The following is an 18,302-nucleotide window of genomic DNA, read 5'->3' on the forward strand; positions in this document are numbered from 1 at the left end:
GACCTATCCGCCCGGCAGTGCCGTGGGGCCGGAGGCCAGCATCCCCTCGCGCAGATACGCCGCATTGCGCGCGATGAAGGCAGCAAGCAGCACGGCGGCAACCGCCCATGAAGCAACGGGCAGCCAGCGCAACAGGTCCGCCATGTCCGCGCGCTGGTGGATGCCGGACAGCATGATCGCGATCCGGGCAAACGCCGCCAGCGCGGACACCGCGAAGACCATGCCGGTCAGCAAGCCCTCCCGTCCGACGTGCCCCGCGCGCAACGCGGCATGGGTTACCGCCCCGAACACCACGCCCCAGACCCCGCCGGCCGCACACTGGGCCACCAGCACGCCGGCCATCGTGGCCGACATTGCAAACCCCGCGAAGGCGATCACCCCGAGGACCACCGCCACCAGCAGCAGGCCATGCGCGGGTGCCCTCCGGAACATGGCCGTATCCGGTAACAGCACGCAGGCCACGAAGCCCAGCCAGAACGCGGGCATGTAGCGCACCAGATCGGCGCTGGAGACGAACTTCAGGTATGCCGGCGCGGAGTTGATCGTGGTGTGAACCTGGAAACCGAAGGCAAGGGTCAATGCGGCGGCGAAGAACAGCCACAGCATGCGGATGCGTGCACGATCCGGACCGGCCCCCGCGCGGGCCTCCACGTGCGGCGCCTTGTCCACCCAGCGCAACGCCGCAACGGCCACGATCAGGCCGGCGCTGGCCAGCGCGAACGGCAAGGCCGGCGACACGTTCCGCAACCCGGCGGTCAGCAACGGGCCCAGCGCCCCGGCGATGCCGATCCCCAGGACGGACCACGACACCAGCATCGGCGCCGATCGCTGCATGCCCCTGGCGATGATGACCATGGGCGGCGCCCGCAAGGCCGACGATGTTGCCGCCCACAAAGCGGTCAGCCCGAGCAGCAGCGCCGGCGACGTGGACTGGGGCAGCAGCACGAACGCCGCGCCCGACAGCACCGCAATGGCCAGTATCCACGTGCCGAGGCGCTGCATCGCGGAAGCCATGCGGTCGGCGGCCATGCCCATTGCGCAGTCCATGACGACAAAGACCGCCTGGTCCATCAGCAGAATCCATGCGACATGCGGGCGGGGGATGCCGGCCTGCGCCGCCAGTTGCGGCAGGAACGCGGTGTAGATCGTCCAAGTGACTGCAAGCAGGCACTGCACCGCGCAGAAGATCAGGGGACGCATCGCCATTGCCGTCGTCTGTCCGTCCAGGTCGATTCCAGCATAGGACAGACATCACGGGAACTGGCCGCTGGCATCGCAATCTGTCTGGCGACCACCGGAGGTGGCTACCGGAGGCGGCCACCAAAGGCTGAAGGCGGACGAAAAAAAGGCGGGGCCACGCCCCGCCTTCCTCGGACGTCAGATCCTGCTCAGCGCGGCTTCTTCATATCCTTCATGTCTTCCTTCGCATCGCCGTAAGCCGCCTGCGTCTTGCCGGCCACTTGCTGGCCCTTGCCCTTGATTTCCATCGAGGTCTTGCCGGTGACCTTGCCAGCGATTTCCTTGGCCTTGCCCTTGGCTTGTTCCATGCGGCCCTTCACTTGATCCTTGTTCATGGTGATGCCTCCATTGGTCGGGGTGGAACAGTCCGCTCTCCGGTCACCCGGATTGCCGCTCACTGACACTGTCACTGGTGCGACAGCGCATGCCGGCAGGCCCGGGAGATGGTGCGGTACGCAATGGACAGTGTAGGAAATCCCGTGGCGCCAGCCCTGTAGGACGACGCCCCGACATGGTGTCGGACGCCGCCGGGACGCGTGCTCAGGTACGCTTTCCCTAACCGGATGCGCGCTCAATGCGCGCTAGATTGCGGCTTGATTTCCGCTTAATGCCCGCTTAATGCCCGGGTGTTACGCTTCGTGCGCATCGTGACGCCATCGCGCGGTGCGTCGGAACCCTGCGCCATGGACGCCAATCTCTACATACGCCATCTCACGGGCCACGGCCGCGGCCCCTTCACGCTCGTCGTCGCGCCGGGACGCTGCACCGTGCTGTCCGGCGCGTCGGGCACCGGCAAGAGCCTCTTGTTGCGCATGATTGCCGACCTCGACCCCAATGAGGGCGAAGTCCGCATCGGCAAAACGCCGCGCGATGCGATGACGGGCCCGGCCTGGCGCCGCGAGGTGACCTACGTGGCGGCCGAATCGGGCTGGTGGGCGGACGACGTCCGATCGCACTTCACCGACCCGGCTGCGGCGGAACGCCTGCTCGGCCGGCTGCTCCTGCGTCCGGACATCCTGTCGGCGGCGGTCAGCCATCTCTCCACGGGCGAGCGCCAGCGCCTGGCCCTGATCCGCGCGCTGGTGCGCCGCCCGCGCTTCCTGTTGCTGGACGAACCCACGTCCGGACTCGACGCCGACACCACGATGGCTGTCGAAGCCTTGCTGCGTGATGTGATGTCCGAAGGCATCGGCCTGCTGGTGGTATCCCACAACACGGCACAGGCCGCCCGCCTGCGCCACGCGCAATTCCATCTGCGCCAGGACGGCCTGGAAAGTCTGCCGATATGACTCCGATCGACCTGACCGCCGCCGACCTGCTCCTGGCCAGCCTGCTGATCCTCGCGGGCGCCGGCCTGTCCGTGGCGCTGTCGCTGAACATCCATCGCACCCTGCTCTGGACGGCCTGCCGCATGGTCGTGCAACTGCTGCTGGTGGGGCTCACCCTGCGCGCGGTCTTCGCGCTGTCGTCGCCGTGGCTCACGCTCGGCGTCGTGCTGGCGATGGTCGCGGCCGCCGCCCATGAGGTCAGCAGCCGGCAGGAGCGCCGCCTGCAAGGCCCCTGGCAGGCCATCACCGGCGCCGCGGCCGTGAGCCTGCCGACGCTCGTGATCACCGTACTCGCGTTGACCACGGCACTGCGCCCCTCCCCCTGGTACGACGCGCGCCACGCCATCCCGCTGGCGGGCATCGTGCTCGGCAATGCCATGAATGCCGCCAGCCTGGCACTGCACGCCGCCTTTTCCATGGCATGGCTCCAGCGCGGCGCGATTGATGCGCGACTGGCGCTGGGAGAAGACCGTCACACCGCACTGCGCCCAATCGTGCGCCACGCGATACGCAGCGGCCTGATGCCGACGATGAACACCATGGCAGCCGCAGGCATCATCACGATGCCCGGCATCATGACCGGCCAGATCCTGGCTGGCATGGACCCGATTGCGGCGGCGCGCTACCAGATCCTGCTGATGTTCCTGCTGACCGGCGGCAGTGTGCTGGGAGTCATCGTGGCGGCATACCTGGCCGTCTCGCGCATGACCGACGAACGTCATCGACTGCGCCTCGACCGCCTGGTTTCGCGCTAGGAGGCGTCCTGCAAGTCAGGGCTGGTATGCCCCGATGCAGCGCACCATCATGCCCCGCCGTCCGCCTTGGGGCGTCGCTTGTGCTGGTCGGCGTCGATCCAGACCTTGGTGGCGCCGCCCACGCGGGACAAGCGCATCTGATAGGTGTAGCGCTCCGGATGGTAGAGGCCGACCAGGAACTGCACGGGCCGCCCAGTGCTGTCGATGGCCACGCGCGACACGCGCAGCAACGGCACGCCGGGCGCGATGCGCAGGATGCGGGCGACGTCGAGGTCCGCGGTGGCGGCCCCCAGCGTCTGCTCGGCGGATACGACCTTGATGCCGCGCTGCTCCAGCGCAACCAGCATCGGCGTGTCCTGCAGCGTGTGGCGATCGATGGCGCCCGCCAGGTCGGCGGGCAGGAAGACCTCGGTGTAGGCGATCGGCTGGGCGTTGAACTTGCGCACGCGCACCACCTTCAGGGTCTGCGCGCCCGGTGGCAGGCTCAGCGCGGCGCTTACGGCCGGCGACGCCGGCATCAGCCGCCATTCCAGCACCGACACGCGCGTGCGCAGGCCCATGCTGACGATATTGTCGAGCAGTCCGCCGCGCAGCCCGGCCTGCGCCGGGGAGGCATTACGGCCCGTCGGCACGGTGCCCTTGCCGCGCAGGCGCGAAATCAGCCCCTCTTCCTGCAAGCGTGCCAGCGCCGAGCGCACGGTCACGCGCGCCACGCCGAATTCCTCCGCCAGTTGCCGCTCGCCCGGCAGCGGATTGCCATTCTCGTAGTACCCGCCACGGATCCGCTCGCGCAGGATCAGGCGGACCTGTTGGAATCGGGGCAGCGTCGTATCGACATCGGGCGGCATGATTCGGCGTGAGGGGGGCAATGCCGCCACGGTACGCGTCCCCGGCATGGGCCGCAAGCGCTGGCTGTAGTCGGCCTGTCATTGGCCGTCGCCGGCCTATGGTCGGCTACTCGTAGCGCTTGCCCAGCGCCAGCATGTCCGGCGTGCCGATGACGTCGTTCAGCTCCGAGAACGACAGCATCCGGTCCAGATACGGCGTGGTGGTGCCGTGCGAGGACAGGCTTTGCAGGTAGTCGCGCAACGCAAAGCTCAGTGCGCGCACTGTGCCGCCGGGGAAAATCACCAGCCGGAAGCCAATCTCCTGCAGCGTCGCGGCCGGCAGCACCGGAGTCTTGCCGCCTTCCACCATATTGGCCATCAACGGTGCGCGGCCCGACAGCCGGTCGATCGCCACGGCCATGTCCTCGCGGCTGCGCAATGCCTCGACAAACAACATGTCCGCGCCGGCCTCCGCATACTGCTCGGCGCGCTCCAGCGCCGCCGCCATGCCCTCCACCGCCACGGCATCGGTACGCGCGATGATCAGCGTATCGGCATCGCGCCGCGCGTCGCAGGCCGCACGAATCTTGCCGGCCATCTCGGCGGCCGGGATCACGCTCTTGCCATCCAGGTGGCCGCAGCGCTTGGGCGATGCCTGATCCTCAAGCTGGATGGCCGAGGCCCCAGCGCGCTCCAGCACCCGCACCGTCTGCATGACATTCAGCGCGTTGCCGAAGCCGGTGTCCGCATCGACCACCAGCGGCAACGCCACACGCTCGCGGATATTGCGGGTGACCGCCGCCACATCGTCGAGCGACAGGAAGCCGATATCGGGCCTGCCAAAGCGCGTATAGGCGATGCTGGCGCCGGACAGGTAGGCGGCCTCGAAGCCTGCCTGCTCCACCAGCAGGGCGGAAAAGGCGTCGTAGACGCCCGGCGCGGTCACGATGCCGAGGGCTTGCAGGCGTTGCTTCAGTGTCATTGCGGATTCTCCGTCTTGGATGGCTGGCCTGCCGCGAGCTTGCGCGCCAGGTGGGGCACCAGTCCGCCATCGCGGACCATGGCGATCAGGTGTGGCGGAATGGGCTCGCATTGTAGTGGCACCGCCGCGCCCGCGATCGATACCTGCGCAGCCTCGATATCGCAATGCACGCGCTGGCCGGCACGCACCGATGCCGCCTGCGGGCAGATCAGCAACGGCAGGCCCAGGTTGAAGCCATTCCGGTAGAACAGCCCGGCGAACGACGGCGCGATCACCGCCACCACGCCCAGATGACGCAAGACTTCCACCGCCTGCTCGCGCGACGATCCCGCGCCGAAGTTGCGGCCACCAAACACCACATCACCCGCCCTCACCGAGCCGGCGAACGCCGGGTCCAGCGACTCCAGGCAATGCTTCGCGATCTCCTCGATGCCGAACTTCATATAGGCGCCCGGCGCCAGCAAGTCGGTATTGACGTCATCGCCGAATACCCACGCGCGTCCCGTGGTGGCCGTCATGCCAGCATCTCCCGCGGGTCAGCAATGCGCCCCGCAATGGCGGAAGCGGCAACGGTGTACGGCGATCCCAGGTAGACCTGCGACGACGCGGCACCCATGCGCCCCTTGAAATTACGCGCCGTGGCGCTGATCACCACGCTGTCCTCGCCAAACCGATGCGCGCCGTAGCCGGCACAGGCGCCGCATGCGTTGGGCAGCAGTTCCGCGCCGGCATCCACCAGCACGCCCAGCGTGCCCTCTTTCTGCGCGCGGGCCTGGTCGGCCGCGCTGGCGGGCGCCACCAGCAGACGCGTGCCGCTGGCCACGCGGTTGCCGCGCAGCACTTGCGCGGCCATGCGCAGGTCTTCCAGTTTCGCGCCCGTGCAGGCGCCGATATAGGCGACGTCCACCGCCACGCCGTGAAACGCGTCGACGTCCTCCGCGCCCGCCGGCGTATGGGGCCGCGAAACCTGCGGGGCCAGCGCGCCGGCATCGAATCGATGCGTGGCCAGACATGCCGCGTCGGCATCGGACTGCCAGGACTGCAGGTCGATTTCCGCATCCGCCACGCCAACGGCGGCAAGCCAGTCCCGCGTTACCGAGTCTGGCGCAATCAGCCCGACCTGCGCGCCCAGCTCCGCCGTCATGTTGGAGAGCGTCATCCGTTCCTGCATCGGCAACGCCACCACGGCATCGCCCGTGTATTCCACCGCCTGGTACTGCCCGCCATCCATGCCAAAGCGTGTGCACATGCGCAGCATCATGTCCTTGGCGGACACGCCCGGCCGCAGGCGGCCGTGCCAGTGCATGCGGATCGTCTCCGGCACGCGCACCCAGATCTCGCCGGTGACCAGCACGCCCAGCATCTCGGTCGCGCCGATCCCGAACATATAGGCGCCAAACGCGCCGCCCGTGGAGGAATGGCTGTCGCCGCCCACGGCGAACATCCCCGGGCGCAGATAGCCTTTCTCTGGCACCACCACGTGGCAGATGCCCTCCATGTCATGGAAGCGCGAAACCCCGGCCTCCTTCACCCAGTCCCGTGCGAGCTGCACTATGGCGCGGCTTTCGGCGTCATGGGCCGGCACATAGTGATCGGTCACGACCACCACCTTGTCCGGATTCCAGACCCGGGCGCCCAGACGCTCCAGCATCGGCTTGACGCGACGCGGGCCGCCGGAATCGTGCATCATCGCCAGGTCCACGCGGCAGGTGACGATCTCCCCCGGCGTGACCGCGGCCACTCCGGACGCGCGTGCAAGCAGCTTCTGCGCCAGTGTCTGCGCCATCATTCCACCTTGGTGCCGGACGACTGGATCACCTTCGCCCAATGCTGGATATCGTTGCGGACAAACTGCCCGAAGGCCTGCGGCGTCATGCTGACCGCGATGGCGGCCTCGGTTTCCATGCGCCGCTGGTACGCGGGGTCTTCCACGGCAATCTTCACCGCGCGATAGAGCTGGTCCGTCACGGCCTGCGGCAGTTTTGCGGGGCCGAACAACCCGAACCACGCGGACGACTCGAAGCCCTTGACCGTGGTGGCGATCGTCGGCACGCCGGCAAACTGGGGCAGCGGGTCCTTGCTGCTGACGCCGAGGATCTTGAGGCTGCCGCCATGGGCGTGCGGCAGCACGTTCACCGTGCTGGCGAACATCAGGTCCACCGTGCCGCCCAGCAGGTCGGTCATCGCGGGGCCGGTGCCCTTGTAGGGGATGTTCAGGATGTCGGTGCCGGTCTGGAGCTTGAATTGCTCGCTGGCCAGATGCAGCGAGGACCCCTGTGCGCCGATGGCGAAACTCAGCTTGCCGGGATTGCGCTTCGCGTATTCGATCAGCCCCGCCGTGGTGTCGAACGGCGCGTTCTTGCGCGCCACCAGCACGCTCGGCACGCGCGCGACCATCGTGATCGGCGTGAAATCGCGCACGGCATCGAACGGCAGGTTCTTGTAAAGCGACGCGTTGATGGTGTGGGCGGTGAAGCTCATCAGCAGCGTGCTGCCATCGGGCACGCTCCGGGCGACGTACTGGGCGGCGATATTGCCGCCGGCACCGGGCCGGTTATCGACGACGACCGTGCGACGCAGGGTCTGCGACATCGATCGTGCGATCAGCCGTGCCAGCGCATCCGTGGTGCCGCCGGCAGGGCTGCCGACGATGATCGTCATGGGCTTGTCCTGCGCCGCACAGGGCGCGGGGCTTATCGCCGCCAGCATGGCCAGCGCCATGCCGGCCGCAAAATGTCTTCTCGTGAGGGGCATTGCTGTCTCCGCCTGATCTTGTGCGACCGACTGTAAGAGACAGCGGATGGGGGTTCAATGGAACCAGCTGGTCCTATCGGCAGGACCGGTTGTCTCGACATTTGCGGGGGATGGTGCATGGTGCACATCCCCCGGGTCCCGGGCGGCCCGCCAGGCGCGGGCCGCTTCGGTCAAAGGCTGCCAGCGCCCCTGCGCCCCCGCGCCTCTCAGGGGCAGTTGCCCACGATGTAGTACCCGGCCGCCGTCTGGGCCAGCGTGCTCGTGTAGAACAGGTTGTCGAGGCCCATGCTCTGGTTCGAGCCGTTCGCATACGCAATGCCGCCCGTATCGTGCGCGCGCCCGGCCTGCACGTGTGCATAGTTGCTCGCCGTGGTGGCGGAGCACGTGAATCCGGACTGCGTGGTGGCGTTGATCGACGCCGACTTCGCGCTCTCCCCCAGGCTCGGGTCGACTTCCGTCACGGCGTAGCTGTAGGTCGTGCCGGCGATCAGGCCCGTATCGGTGTAGGTCGTGGTGGTCGACGAACCCACTTGCGAGCCGTTGCGATAGACGTTGTAGCTCGTCGCCCCGGTCACGGCGCCCCAGGAGAGCGAGACGGACGTCGTCGTGGTGGCCGTCACGGCCAGCCCGGTCGGCGGCGTGCCGGACTGCACGGGGCCGCCGCCGGCGCGCAGGTTGTTCCGGACCCAGAAGTCCATCACGAAGGCCGGATAGTTGATGTGGGTGGCATCCACGTAGTTTGTGTTGTTGCCGCCCGTGCCCGCCGGCCATGCGTGGGACATGCCAGACACCGTGATCTCGTGCGTGCGCACCTTGCCGTTGCTGTCCGTGTAGGGCACGTTGGTGCCGCCGCCGGCCACCGACACCGGGCTGCCCTGCGTGAACGTCCCGCCGTAGACCTGGCGCATCGCGGCGACATCGAGTGGGCCGTAGGCCTGCGCCACCGTGTAGTCCGACGTGCCCCACACCGCGCCCGCGACCTGCGTCGAGAACTTGCCCACGTTCGATCCCGCCCACGCCTTGCACTTGTTGGCCGCCGTCGTGGCCGTGACACCGGACGGGACGAAGGAAATCTGCGCCGTGGTGGTGCCGGGCGCGGGGCCCGCATTGATGCCTACGCCGGCAAAGATGTCCGGTGCGACGCAACCCAGCACCATCGTCATGCCGCCGCCCGACGACAGGCCCGCGACGTAGACCTGGTTGGGATCGATCTCGTACTGCGCGTTGGAAACGAACCGGTTGACGGCGTCGAGCAGCACGCCGACATGCCCCGCGGTGCGGCTCGGCGCCGTATTGGCGTAGTCCCAGCAGTGATTGCTGTACACGTTGCCGGTGGCATTGGGCGCCAGAATCACGGCGCCGTACTGGTCGGCGATGGCCTTCCAGTTGAAGCCGCCGCCGCTGGCGCCGTTGATGACATCGCCCGATGCGGTTTGCTGGCACCCGTGCAGCACCAGCACCAGCGCGCGCTTGCCGTTGGGCGTGGTGGGCTGGCTGGACGGCCAGTAGAAATAGCCGGTGAGGCTGCCACCGTTGACGGTATCGGCGGCCCAGGTCTGCTGGCCGCTCTACGTGCCGGGGCCGGCCGTCGCCGCATGGGCGGCGAACACCGACAGCATCCCCGACAACAACGTTGCCAGCGTTCCCAGCCATAGACGTGTTCTGATCGATTGCATGATTCCCAGATCTCCTCGTTGTTGTTGTATGACTACCGGGTACGGCACGGTGCAACCAACGGGACACGCGGACAGCAACGCAGCGGGTATCGTCAGGCAACACCACTGAACACTGCAATTTTTGACGGGGGACGGCTAAGAGGCTGCGAGCTGGCCGTTGCGGGACGACGCGGAGCATCGCATCACGGGATTGGATCGGCCCGCAAACATGAGACATGATTCATATTTCATCGTAGAAAGCCGGACAGTCGTATGTCAACTAGTGGCTTACCCCTAGCGGCAGAGGCGTCGCGGACCAAGGCGCTCGCTATTCGGAGAACAGCTCGAAGATCAGGCTGCGCAGCCATTGGCTGGCGGGGTCGCGGTGATAGCGCGAATGCCAGAACAGGTTGATCTGGATATCGGGCAGCTCCACGGGATGGCGGATGTACTTCAGGCCGAAGCTTGCGGCGCTGCGCTGCGCGAACTTCTCCGTCACCGTGGCGACCAGATCGGTGCTCTGCACGATATCCGCCAGCGCGACGAAGTGCGGCACCCTCAGTCGGATGTTGCGCTGCACACCGCGCTTCGCCAGGATCTCGTCCACCCTGGCATGGCCGGTGCCGGCGGCGGTCACCACCACATGGTCGGCCTGCTCGAAGTCCTTGATTCGCACCGTGCGTTTGTCCAGCGCGTGCCCGGGCCGGAACATGCACACATAGCGCTGCCGGAACAGCCGGCGCTGGAAAAACTCGGACGTCAGTTCGGGGAAGTGCCCCACGGCCAGGTCGATCTTGCCCTGGCTCATTTCCTCCGCCAGGTCGACCGCCGCATTGCGTACGGTGCCCACGGATACTTTCGGCGCGCGCTCGCGCAGCACGCTCATCAGTTTCGGGATGAAGTGCACTTCGCCGATATCGGACATCGCCAGCTGGAACGATCGCGCGCTCGTGAGCGGATCGAACGACACCTTGCGATTGAGCGCCGACTGCAGTGCGTCCAGCGCATAGGCCACCGGCTCCGCCAGTTCCTGCGCAAACGGCGTGGGCAGCATGCCTTTGGCGCTGCGCACAAACAGCTCGTCCCCGAAGGTGCGGCGCAGGCGCGCCAGCGCATTGCTCACCGCCGGCTGGCTGACCTTGAGCGCTTTCGCCGTGCCCGATACCGTTCGCAGCCGCAGCAAATGCTCGAACACCACCAGCAGGTTCAGGTCCACATCCTGCACATCCATCGCTGCCTCTCTCCGCTGTCTGTTTCCGCGTCCTGGCGCCGCTACTCGCGCCGCTGCCGCCTTATCACCAATGTGAATAGCGCTTATAAGCCGGATTCTATTGGCTTATGTCGCTCCGCACACCATGATTCGGCAAAACAACGACAGCCCCACGGAGACGACATGGAAATACTTGTCCAGCCCCTTGGCCAGCGACTCGACGTCCGCCCTGGCGAAAACCTGCTGGCCGCGCTGCAAGCCAGTCAGGTGCCGATCTCGTACAGCTGCCTGTCCGGGCGCTGCGGCACCTGCCGTTGCAAGGTGGTGGAAGGCGATATCCACGAGCACGGCGGCTACGCTTTCCACCACGGCGACCATCAGCCGGAGCGCCACGTGCTGGCCTGCCAGTCGGTGGTCACCGGCCCCTGCGTGATCGAGATCCCCGAGCCGGACGAGGTCGTGATCCATACCGCCAGGATCGTCAAGGCCACGGTCACCGCGATCGAGAACCTGACGCACGACATCCGGATGATCCGCTTGAAGCCGTCAAAGCCGCTGGCGTTTTCACCTGGGCAATACGCCACGTTGCGGTTCACGCCGGATCATATTCGTCCGTACTCAATGGCCCGGATCGCCTCCGACTACGAGATGGAATTCCACGTGCGGCTGGTGCCCGATGGGCGCGTGACCACCTACATCCGCGACGTCCTGAAAGTCGGCGACGCCGTCCGCATCAGTGGTCCGCTGGGAACGTCCTACCTGCGCACACGCAATGCGGACCCTATCCTCTGCGTGGCCGGCGGCACGGGCCTGGCCCCGGTGCTGTCGATCATCCGTGGCGCCATCGAGGCCGACATGCGCAATCCGATCCATCTCTATTTTGGAGTCCGGTCTCCGCGCGATGCGTATGGACTCGACTGGCTGCGGCAATTGTCAGACCAGTATCCGAACCTGAAGACCGAGGTGGTGGCGAGCCTGCCCGGCGAGCGCGACGGCATGCACGCCAACTTGCGCACCGAACTGCGCACCGGACTGGTCACCGAAGCCGTCGGCAAGGACTTTGCCGACCTGAGCGGCTGGCGCTCCTATCTGTGCGGCGCGCCACCGATGGTGGAAGCCGCCACGCGACTGCTGCGGCAGAAAGGCGTCAAGCCGGAGCACATCTATGCGGATGCGTTCTACGCATCCGGCACCTGATCCCCCACGCATTCCAGTATTCACAAGGAGACAACCATGCGCACGGACGATACCGGCGACGCCGGGAACATCTGGCCTGCGGACGACATCAGCCGCATGCCGTTCCGGGTCTACACCGACCAGGACCTCTACCGACGCGAGCTGGAGCGCTGCTTCTACACCGCGCACTGGAATTACGTCGGGCTGGAGGCCGAAACCCCGAATCCGGGCGATTTCAAGCGCACGGTCATCGGCGAACGCTCCGTCATCCTGGTGCGCGACCAGGACGGCGACATCAACGTCATCGAGAATGTCTGCGCGCATCGCGGCATGACGTTCTGCCGCGAAAAATCCGGCAATCGCAAGGACTTCCATTGCCCGTATCACCAGTGGAACTACGACCTGAAGGGCAATCTGCAGGGAGTGCCGTTCCGCCGTGGCGTCAAGCAGGACGGCAAGGTCAACGGCGGCATGCCGGCGGATTTCAAGACGCAGGATCACGGCCTCACGCGGCTCAAGGTGGCCACGCGCGGCGGCGTTGTGTTTGCCTCGTTCGACCATGACGTCGTGCCGCTTGAGGAATTCCTCGGCCCGGAGATCCTCGGCTACTTCGATCGCCTGTTCAACGGCCGCAAGCTCAAGGTGCTTGGCTACAACAAGCAGCGCATCCCCGGTAACTGGAAGCTGATGCAGGAGAACATCAAGGACCCCTACCACCCCGGTCTGCTGCATACGTGGTTCGTGACGTTCGGCCTATGGCGCGCCGACAACAAGTCCCGGCTGGTGATGGATGCGGAGTATCGGCACGCGGCAATGGTATCCACGCGTGGCCAGGGCGGACGCGGCGACGTCACGTCGGGCGTGTCCAGCTTCAAGGAGCAGATGGCGCTGCAGGATGACCGCCTGCTCGATATCGTCCACGAACCGTGGTGGGGGGAGCCTACGGCGGTCATGATGACCATCTTCCCGAGCGTCATCTTCCAGCAGCAGGTCAACTCGGTCTCCACGCGGCATATCCAGCCCAGCGGGCCGGACGCCTTTGACTTCGTCTGGACCCATTTCGGCTTCGAGGACGACGACGATGCGATGACGCGGCGCCGCCTGCGGCAGGCCAATCTGTTCGGCCCCGCCGGCTTTGTCTCCGCCGACGATGGCGAAGTCATCGAATGCTCGCAGCAAGGCTTTGCCCAGAAGCCGTGGCATCGCGTGATCGCGGAGCTGGGCGGCAAGACGGCGGAGAACACCGACCATATGGTGACCGAGACGCTGATTCGCGGCATGTACGCCTACTGGCGCAAGGTCATGGAGGTCTGACATGGAGTCCTCAACTTGCATCTCTGCTCATTTCTCCGATTACTTCGACCTCGTATCCCTCAACGCCGACTACGCCAGCGCACTCGACAGCGGCGACTGGGACCGCTGGCCCGATTTCTTCGTCGACGACTGCGTCTACAAGCTGCAGCCGCGCGAGAACTACGACCGGGGCTTTCCCCTTGCCACGCTGTCCTTCGAAAGCAAGCGCATGCTGCGCGACCGCGTCTTCGGCATTCGCGAGACGCTGTTCCACGATCCCTACTATCAGCGGCATATCGTCGGCGCGCCGGTGATCCGCCGCATTGAAGACGGTTGCATCCACGCCGAGGCCAACTACGTGGTGTTGCGCACGAAGCCGGACCAGTTGACCGACGTGCTGAACACCGGCCGCTACATCGACGTGGTGCGGCGCACGGCGGAAGGCCTGCGCTTCCAGTCCCGGCAATGCGTGTTCGACAGCGAAATGATCCCGAACTCCCTGATCTACCCAATCTGAGGCCAGCGATGAGTGAAACATGGATGGAAGCCACTTCGGTGGACAACGTGCCCGCCGATGACGTGGCGGCATTCGCGGTGCAAGGCAGGGATATCGCCCTGTACAGCGTGGACGGCGAGATCTACGCCACCGACAACATCTGCACGCACGGCCACGCGCGACTCTGCGACGGCTTTCTTGACGGCCACGAGATCGAGTGCCCGCTGCATCAGGGCAAGTTCGATGTGCGTAACGGGGCCGCGTTGTGCGCGCCCCTGACCGAGAGTATCCGCTCGTATCCGGTCCGGATCGAGGGCGGGAAGGTGTTTGTGGATCTGGGCTAGATACCGGAGGGGGCGGACGGGCCAGATGGGCCAGACGAAGAGGCCCAGGCCTTCTCGTTGTCCTTGCCCGCGCCCCCGCTCACCGAATAGAGCGCGCCGGGCGCATTGCGCGTCTTCTGGAAGTCGGCCAGCGACTGGCCCCGCATCGCCGCGTAGATGTGGAGGTTCGAGACGCCGCTGACCGCGCCGAGCTTTTCCAGCAGGAAGAAGATCACCCCGTAGTGGATCATCCCGCGCCAGTCGCGCTGCGTGATCAGCTGGCGCTCGTCGTCAGTCAGGCCGGCCTCGTCGTACGTGGCCTCCGGATCGGCGAGGAAGCGGGCACGGAACGCGGGCTGCACCAGCTGATGCAGATAGCGGTTGATGCGATAGGCGCGCACGCTGGTTTCCAGCGTGAAGGGGTACGTCCCCTCCAGCGCGTCGATGCCGCGCAGCTGGTGGCCGGTATGATCGCGCTGACGCTGGGCCGCCGCGGCCCGGAGATCGCTGCTGGTGGAGACTTCGTTTTCATAGACCGCGACGGCGATGCCCGTCATCGACGGCAGATAGTAGTCGCGATGCAGACACCGGATGCCGCCCGCCATCGCCCCGCGCATCACCATCCACATCACCACTTCCGCGCTCTCGAAGCCGCCCAGCCTTGCGAAGTCGGCATGGGTCAGGTCCAGCAGCGCGTCCGGGTCCGATTCGAACAGGTCGAGGAACTGGTGGTCCCACGCCGTGTTGTTGAAGCCGGCGCGCTCGCCATGAACCTGATGAGAAAGCCCGCCGGTGGCGACGATCGCCACGCGGAGGTCTTCCGGATAGCTCTCCACCGCGCGCCGGATGGCCTGCCCCAGCTTGTAGCAGCGCCTGGCCGAGGGGGCCGGTGCCTGCAGGACACCCACCTGCAGCGGGATGATCTTCACCGGCCACCCTCCCTCATGGGGCAGCATCACCGACAACGGCGAAAAGCAGCCGTGGTCCAGCGCCTTGCCCTGGAAGAAGGACATGTCGAACTCGTCAGCCATCAGCGACGCCCCGACATGCCGCGCCAGTTCGACGTGCCCCTTGACGGGCGGCAGCGCGCGGGGGCCGCCGCCCTCGTCGGCGGCATCGTACGATTCACCGATACCGAGCGCGAACGCCGAGTAGTGATCGAAGAAGAACGACGTGACGTGATCGTTGTAGACCATCAGCAGCACATCGGGCCTGGCCTGGAGAAGCCATTCGCTCACCGGTGCGTAGGCCGCGAAGATTGGCGCCCACGCGGGGTCCTGTTGCTTGCCCGCGTCCAGGGCAAAGCCGATGGTGGGCGTATGGGATGACGCGATGGCGCCGATGATAGTAGCCATATCAGTACATCAAGCAGTAACGGCGCGCGGCTGCGCCTTGGTGGAAACAATGGAAATGGCCGCCATGGTGGCGGGGATGGCCAGGATGGCGATCACCGCGCTGAAGCTCCAGCCCATGGTCAGCAGGATGCCGCCTGCCATCGACCCGGTGATGCTGCCAAAGCGCCCGATGCCGAGCATCCAGCTTACGCCGGTGGCGCGCACCGGCGTCGGGTAGCAGGACGGCGCGAATGCGTTCAGGCCGGTCTGAGCGCCGCTCATGCAGAACCCCGCCATCAGGACGTAGAAGCCGAACATCGCGGACGTCACACTGCCCGAGGCCAGCAACAGAATCCACATCGCACCGAGCACATAGGCCACGCCGATCACGCGATGGGCGGAGAAGCGATCCATGCAGAACCCGACGACAAGTGCGCCCACCGTGCCGCCCAGCTGAAACAGCGCGGTCAGGTTCGCGGCACGCGCGATGGGCAGGCCGGCATCCTTGATCAGCGTGGGCAGCCAGCCGCTGAGCAGGTAGATCACCAGCAGGCCCATGAAGTAGGTAATCCACAGCGCCAGCGTCATGCCGCGGAAGCTGGCCGACAACAGCGTGCGGACCGGCTGCTTGCCCGACACCTGCGGCTCGCTGATGGCGAACTCGGTGCCGTCCTTCACGTCGCCGCCGCAGACCCGGCGCAGCGTGCGCGCGATCTTATCCGGTGACACGTTCCTGACGACCATGAAGCGTGCCGACTCGGGAATCAGCAAGATGTAGAACGGCAGGCAAATCAGCGGGAGCGCGCCCCCTGCAATCAGCACCGCGCGCCAGCCGAAGTGCGGCAGGATGGCGGCGGCACCAAACCCCACCAGCGCGGAACCGAGATTGAAGCCGGTGAACATGGTGGCCAGCAGCATGCTGCGCGAGCGCTCGGGCACGTATTCAGAGAGCAGCGTCGTGGTGCTCGGCATGGCGGCGCCCAGCCCGAGGCCGGTCAGGAAGCGCAGCAGCGACAGCGTCGCCGTGCTGTCCGCAAAGGCGCTCGCGAGGTTGAAGGTGCCAAACAGCGCAATCGATGCGAGCAGCAGCTTCTTGCGACCGAACCGGTCGGACAGCGGCCCCACCAGCAGCGCGCCGATGGCCAGGCCAATCGGCGCGGCGCTCATCACGATGCCGAAGCTCGCCTTGGAAATGCCCCATTCACGCGTAATGTCCGGGGCCAGGAACCCCATGATCGCGACGTCCATCCCGTCCGTCGCCACGATCAGAAAACACAGCACCAGCAACAGCCACTGGTAGCCGGACATTCTCCGGTCGTTGATATGGGCCCGGATATCGAGCCGTTGCTTTGTCGTCATGCCGTCTCCTGGCGTGAACCGCTATGCGCGTTCTAGTTATCGATATGTCTAATCGCCGCGAAAGCGGCCGTCCGTGAAATGCATCGTCACGGCAACGGCAGTCTACGTTTGGGATGGGCATGCAGCATTGCTTTCTGGCGCGGCCTGCGTTGCCGTCTGCTTATCGGACGCCGAAAGGCCAGGAGATGCGGATCATGGGAAACCCTGACGCGCGCGGCGCCCGCACAAATCGATGTGGGTGCGTTCGGTGCAGGTCAGCGCCACATGGCGCTTGCGCGGCGCAGCGCCTCGATCAGCGCATCGGCGCCGGGCGACAACCGCGCCCCCATGCGCGTGGTGATGCCGATATCGCGCGACGTGTCGGGCATCGGCAAGTGAAGTTCGCGCAGCCAGCCGGCTTCGATTTCATAGTGCAGCTGGTGGGCCGACAACGCCGTCACCATGTCGCCGCGCAGCAGTAGGCCCCGGACCAGCGCCAGGTCACCGGTTTCCACGAGTGGCTGCGGCAACGGAAAGCCTTGCGAGAGGAAGAAGTCATCCAGCGCCTGCCGGGACGGCGACGCGGCCCGCGAGAGCACCCACGGATAGTCGGCAAGGTCCGCCAGCCCCAGCGATTTCTTCTTCGACAGCGGATGGGCGGCGCGGGCAATCAGCGAGATGCGGTCCTCGAACAGGACTTCCGTGGCCAGTCCTTGCGACGGCTCCGGGCGCAGCGCACCGAGGATGAAATCGATGCGGCCGCTGAGCAAGCCGGCCGTCAGCTCCTCATAAGGGCTTTCCAGCGAGCGAAAGCGCAGCCTGGGATGTTGGCCGTGGACTTCGGCAATCGCCATCGGAAGAAGCTGCGTGCGGCCGAGCGGCAGCGCACCAATCGTGACGGCGCCTTCCAGCACGCCCTGCAGCGCGGCGATGTCGGCATGGATGTGGCGCAAATCCGCGAGGGCGCGCTCGAAGCGGACGATCCAGCGGCTACCGAGATCGGTCGGAATCATGCCGCGCGCGGTCCGCGTGAAGATCGGCTGGCCCAGCGCGTCCTCCAGCCGCGCAATGGCCTGGCTGACGGCGGATTGCGATACGCCGATGGCGGCGGCCACGCTCGGCATATGGTGGACTTCGGCCAGGAGCGCGGCGACTTCCAGCCGGCGCTCGTTGTGCAGCGCCTCCAGGCTAGCCACCGGCGCGCCCTGCCGGCTTCGCATCCGCACCGCATCCTCCCTGACCTCGCGCAGCGCGGCTTCGATATGGCGGGCACGCGCCAGCACGATTTCCCCCGCGCGCGTCAGCAGCATCCCCCGGCCCTTGCGCTCGAACAGCGCGACGCCCAGCGCCCGCTCCAGCGCACCCACGGACCGCGCGATGGCGGAAGACGCCCGGTGCAGCGATTCGGACGAGCGGCGCACCCCGCCGGCGGCCGCCACACCGGCAAATACGTGGAGGTGATGCAGGCTGATTTTGTCCATGGAGTTCCGGGGGCGATCTTCATCCGATAAGAAGATTAGAACAGTTGTCCTGCGACATCGCAACCAAGCGAGCCGATGCCGCAGGGATACTCCGAGCACCTGTCGTACCGG

Annotated in this window: 17 protein-coding genes and 1 pseudogene; 6 read left to right on the forward strand and 12 right to left on the reverse strand. The window is 66.4% G+C overall.

The window, feature by feature from the left end:
* Window positions 1-3: 3 nt before the first annotated feature.
* The gene (locus AC1DOX_RS09155; protein ID WP_441616402.1) at window positions 4-1,206 is read right to left on the reverse strand and encodes an MFS transporter; all 1,203 of its coding nucleotides are present in this window, start codon (window positions 1,204-1,206) and stop codon (window positions 4-6) included.
* A 182-nt stretch (window positions 1,207-1,388) separates the two neighbouring features.
* Window positions 1,389-1,574 carry a CsbD family protein gene (locus tag AC1DOX_RS09160; protein WP_441616400.1) on the reverse strand — a complete coding sequence of 62 codons (186 nt, stop codon included), beginning with the start codon at window positions 1,572-1,574 and terminating at the stop codon, window positions 1,389-1,391.
* A 348-nt stretch (window positions 1,575-1,922) separates the two neighbouring features.
* Between AC1DOX_RS09160 and AC1DOX_RS09165 the strand changes: the two genes are divergently transcribed.
* Both AC1DOX_RS09165 and AC1DOX_RS09170 read left to right on the forward strand, forming a co-directional pair.
* Entirely contained in the window at window positions 1,923-2,528 is a 606-nt protein-coding gene (locus AC1DOX_RS09165; protein WP_441616398.1) for an ABC transporter ATP-binding protein, read from the forward strand.
* On the forward strand, window positions 2,525-3,322 hold the full coding sequence (locus tag AC1DOX_RS09170; protein ID WP_441616396.1) for an ABC transporter permease: 798 nt from the start codon (window positions 2,525-2,527) through the stop codon (window positions 3,320-3,322). Before AC1DOX_RS09165 ends, AC1DOX_RS09170 begins: the two co-directional genes overlap by 4 nt.
* A 47-nt stretch (window positions 3,323-3,369) precedes the next feature.
* Here AC1DOX_RS09170 and AC1DOX_RS09175 read toward each other — a convergent pair whose 3' ends face one another.
* The 7 genes and pseudogenes from AC1DOX_RS09175 to AC1DOX_RS09205 all read right to left on the reverse strand — a co-directional run bounded on the left by AC1DOX_RS09175 (window position 3,370) and on the right by AC1DOX_RS09205 (window position 10,771).
* Window positions 3,370-4,170 (reverse strand): GntR family transcriptional regulator, encoded by an 801-nt coding sequence (locus AC1DOX_RS09175; protein WP_441616394.1) that lies wholly within the window; start codon window positions 4,168-4,170, stop codon window positions 3,370-3,372.
* Between the two features lie 106 nt (window positions 4,171-4,276).
* Window positions 4,277-5,131: an isocitrate lyase/PEP mutase family protein gene (locus AC1DOX_RS09180; RefSeq protein ID WP_441616392.1), complete on the reverse strand. Its 855-nt coding sequence runs from the start codon at window positions 5,129-5,131 to the stop codon at window positions 4,277-4,279.
* Window positions 5,128-5,649: a LeuD/DmdB family oxidoreductase small subunit gene (locus AC1DOX_RS09185; RefSeq protein ID WP_441616390.1), complete on the reverse strand. Its 522-nt coding sequence runs from the start codon at window positions 5,647-5,649 to the stop codon at window positions 5,128-5,130. Before AC1DOX_RS09185 ends, AC1DOX_RS09180 begins: the two co-directional genes overlap by 4 nt.
* Window positions 5,646-6,920 carry a 3-isopropylmalate dehydratase large subunit gene (locus tag AC1DOX_RS09190; protein WP_441616388.1) on the reverse strand — a complete coding sequence of 425 codons (1,275 nt, stop codon included), beginning with the start codon at window positions 6,918-6,920 and terminating at the stop codon, window positions 5,646-5,648. The genes AC1DOX_RS09185 and AC1DOX_RS09190 overlap by 4 nt, the downstream gene beginning before the upstream one ends.
* Complete coding sequence (locus tag AC1DOX_RS09195) at window positions 6,917-7,885, reverse strand: Bug family tripartite tricarboxylate transporter substrate binding protein (protein ID WP_441616386.1); 969 nt, start codon at window positions 7,883-7,885, stop codon at window positions 6,917-6,919. Before AC1DOX_RS09195 ends, AC1DOX_RS09190 begins: the two co-directional genes overlap by 4 nt.
* A 206-nt stretch (window positions 7,886-8,091) precedes the next feature.
* Window positions 8,092-9,504, reverse strand: a pseudogene (locus AC1DOX_RS09200) (extracellular catalytic domain type 1 short-chain-length polyhydroxyalkanoate depolymerase).
* Between the two features lie 364 nt (window positions 9,505-9,868).
* Window positions 9,869-10,771 (reverse strand): LysR family transcriptional regulator, encoded by a 903-nt coding sequence (locus AC1DOX_RS09205; RefSeq protein ID WP_441616384.1) that lies wholly within the window; start codon window positions 10,769-10,771, stop codon window positions 9,869-9,871.
* Between the two features lie 162 nt (window positions 10,772-10,933).
* Here AC1DOX_RS09205 and AC1DOX_RS09210 point away from each other — a divergent pair, with 162 nt between their 5' ends.
* Genes AC1DOX_RS09210 through AC1DOX_RS09225 form a run of 4 tightly spaced genes read left to right on the forward strand, consistent with a single transcriptional unit; the run spans window position 10,934 to window position 14,059 of the window.
* Window positions 10,934-11,947 (forward strand): 2Fe-2S iron-sulfur cluster-binding protein, encoded by a 1,014-nt coding sequence (locus tag AC1DOX_RS09210; protein WP_441616382.1) that lies wholly within the window; start codon window positions 10,934-10,936, stop codon window positions 11,945-11,947.
* Between the two features lie 36 nt (window positions 11,948-11,983).
* Window positions 11,984-13,240, forward strand: a complete 1,257-nt coding sequence (locus AC1DOX_RS09215; RefSeq protein ID WP_441616380.1) for an aromatic ring-hydroxylating dioxygenase subunit alpha — start codon at window positions 11,984-11,986, stop codon at window positions 13,238-13,240.
* Between the two features lies 1 nt (window position 13,241).
* Window positions 13,242-13,736: an aromatic-ring-hydroxylating dioxygenase subunit beta gene (locus AC1DOX_RS09220; protein WP_441616378.1), complete on the forward strand. Its 495-nt coding sequence runs from the start codon at window positions 13,242-13,244 to the stop codon at window positions 13,734-13,736.
* An 8-nt stretch (window positions 13,737-13,744) separates the two neighbouring features.
* Entirely contained in the window at window positions 13,745-14,059 is a 315-nt protein-coding gene (locus AC1DOX_RS09225) for a non-heme iron oxygenase ferredoxin subunit (RefSeq protein WP_441616376.1), read from the forward strand.
* Here the strand turns inward: AC1DOX_RS09225 and AC1DOX_RS09230 are convergent.
* From AC1DOX_RS09230 to AC1DOX_RS09240, 3 genes are all read right to left on the reverse strand, one after another.
* Window positions 14,056-15,393 (reverse strand): gallate dioxygenase, encoded by a 1,338-nt coding sequence (locus AC1DOX_RS09230; RefSeq protein ID WP_441616374.1) that lies wholly within the window; start codon window positions 15,391-15,393, stop codon window positions 14,056-14,058. The two genes, AC1DOX_RS09225 and AC1DOX_RS09230, sit on opposite strands and share 4 nt — an antisense overlap.
* Window positions 15,394-15,402: 9 nt before the next feature.
* Window positions 15,403-16,731, reverse strand: coding sequence for an MFS transporter (locus AC1DOX_RS09235; RefSeq protein WP_441616372.1), 1,329 nt, complete (start codon window positions 16,729-16,731; stop codon window positions 15,403-15,405).
* A 254-nt stretch (window positions 16,732-16,985) separates the two neighbouring features.
* Window positions 16,986-18,191: a LysR family transcriptional regulator gene (locus AC1DOX_RS09240; RefSeq protein ID WP_441616370.1), complete on the reverse strand. Its 1,206-nt coding sequence runs from the start codon at window positions 18,189-18,191 to the stop codon at window positions 16,986-16,988.
* Window positions 18,192-18,302 lie beyond the last annotated feature (111 nt).

It is taken from the genome of Cupriavidus sp. 01L415 (assembly GCF_056400065.1).

What these genes read in the sequence shown, in the direction of transcription:
- AC1DOX_RS09155 (WP_441616402.1), bottom strand. Translation starts at nt 1,206, where the DNA reads ATGGCGATGCGTCCCCTGATCTTCTGCGCGGTGCAGTGCCTGCTTGCA.
- AC1DOX_RS09160 (WP_441616400.1), bottom strand. Translation starts at nt 1,574, where the DNA reads ATGAACAAGGATCAAGTGAAGGGCCGCATGGAACAAGCCAAGGGCAAG.
- AC1DOX_RS09165 (WP_441616398.1), top strand. Translation starts at nt 1,923, where the DNA reads ATGGACGCCAATCTCTACATACGCCATCTCACGGGCCACGGCCGCGGC.
- AC1DOX_RS09170 (WP_441616396.1), top strand. Translation starts at nt 2,525, where the DNA reads ATGACTCCGATCGACCTGACCGCCGCCGACCTGCTCCTGGCCAGCCTG.
- AC1DOX_RS09175 (WP_441616394.1), bottom strand. Translation starts at nt 4,170, where the DNA reads ATGCCGCCCGATGTCGATACGACGCTGCCCCGATTCCAACAGGTCCGC.
- AC1DOX_RS09180 (WP_441616392.1), bottom strand. Translation starts at nt 5,131, where the DNA reads ATGACACTGAAGCAACGCCTGCAAGCCCTCGGCATCGTGACCGCGCCG.
- AC1DOX_RS09185 (WP_441616390.1), bottom strand. Translation starts at nt 5,649, where the DNA reads ATGACGGCCACCACGGGACGCGCGTGGGTATTCGGCGATGACGTCAAT.
- AC1DOX_RS09190 (WP_441616388.1), bottom strand. Translation starts at nt 6,920, where the DNA reads ATGATGGCGCAGACACTGGCGCAGAAGCTGCTTGCACGCGCGTCCGGA.
- AC1DOX_RS09195 (WP_441616386.1), bottom strand. Translation starts at nt 7,885, where the DNA reads ATGCCCCTCACGAGAAGACATTTTGCGGCCGGCATGGCGCTGGCCATG.
- AC1DOX_RS09205 (WP_441616384.1), bottom strand. Translation starts at nt 10,771, where the DNA reads ATGGATGTGCAGGATGTGGACCTGAACCTGCTGGTGGTGTTCGAGCAT.
- AC1DOX_RS09210 (WP_441616382.1), top strand. Translation starts at nt 10,934, where the DNA reads ATGGAAATACTTGTCCAGCCCCTTGGCCAGCGACTCGACGTCCGCCCT.
- AC1DOX_RS09215 (WP_441616380.1), top strand. Translation starts at nt 11,984, where the DNA reads ATGCGCACGGACGATACCGGCGACGCCGGGAACATCTGGCCTGCGGAC.
- AC1DOX_RS09220 (WP_441616378.1), top strand. Translation starts at nt 13,242, where the DNA reads ATGGAGTCCTCAACTTGCATCTCTGCTCATTTCTCCGATTACTTCGAC.
- AC1DOX_RS09225 (WP_441616376.1), top strand. Translation starts at nt 13,745, where the DNA reads ATGAGTGAAACATGGATGGAAGCCACTTCGGTGGACAACGTGCCCGCC.
- AC1DOX_RS09230 (WP_441616374.1), bottom strand. Translation starts at nt 15,393, where the DNA reads ATGGCTACTATCATCGGCGCCATCGCGTCATCCCATACGCCCACCATC.
- AC1DOX_RS09235 (WP_441616372.1), bottom strand. Translation starts at nt 16,731, where the DNA reads ATGACGACAAAGCAACGGCTCGATATCCGGGCCCATATCAACGACCGG.
- AC1DOX_RS09240 (WP_441616370.1), bottom strand. Translation starts at nt 18,191, where the DNA reads ATGGACAAAATCAGCCTGCATCACCTCCACGTATTTGCCGGTGTGGCG.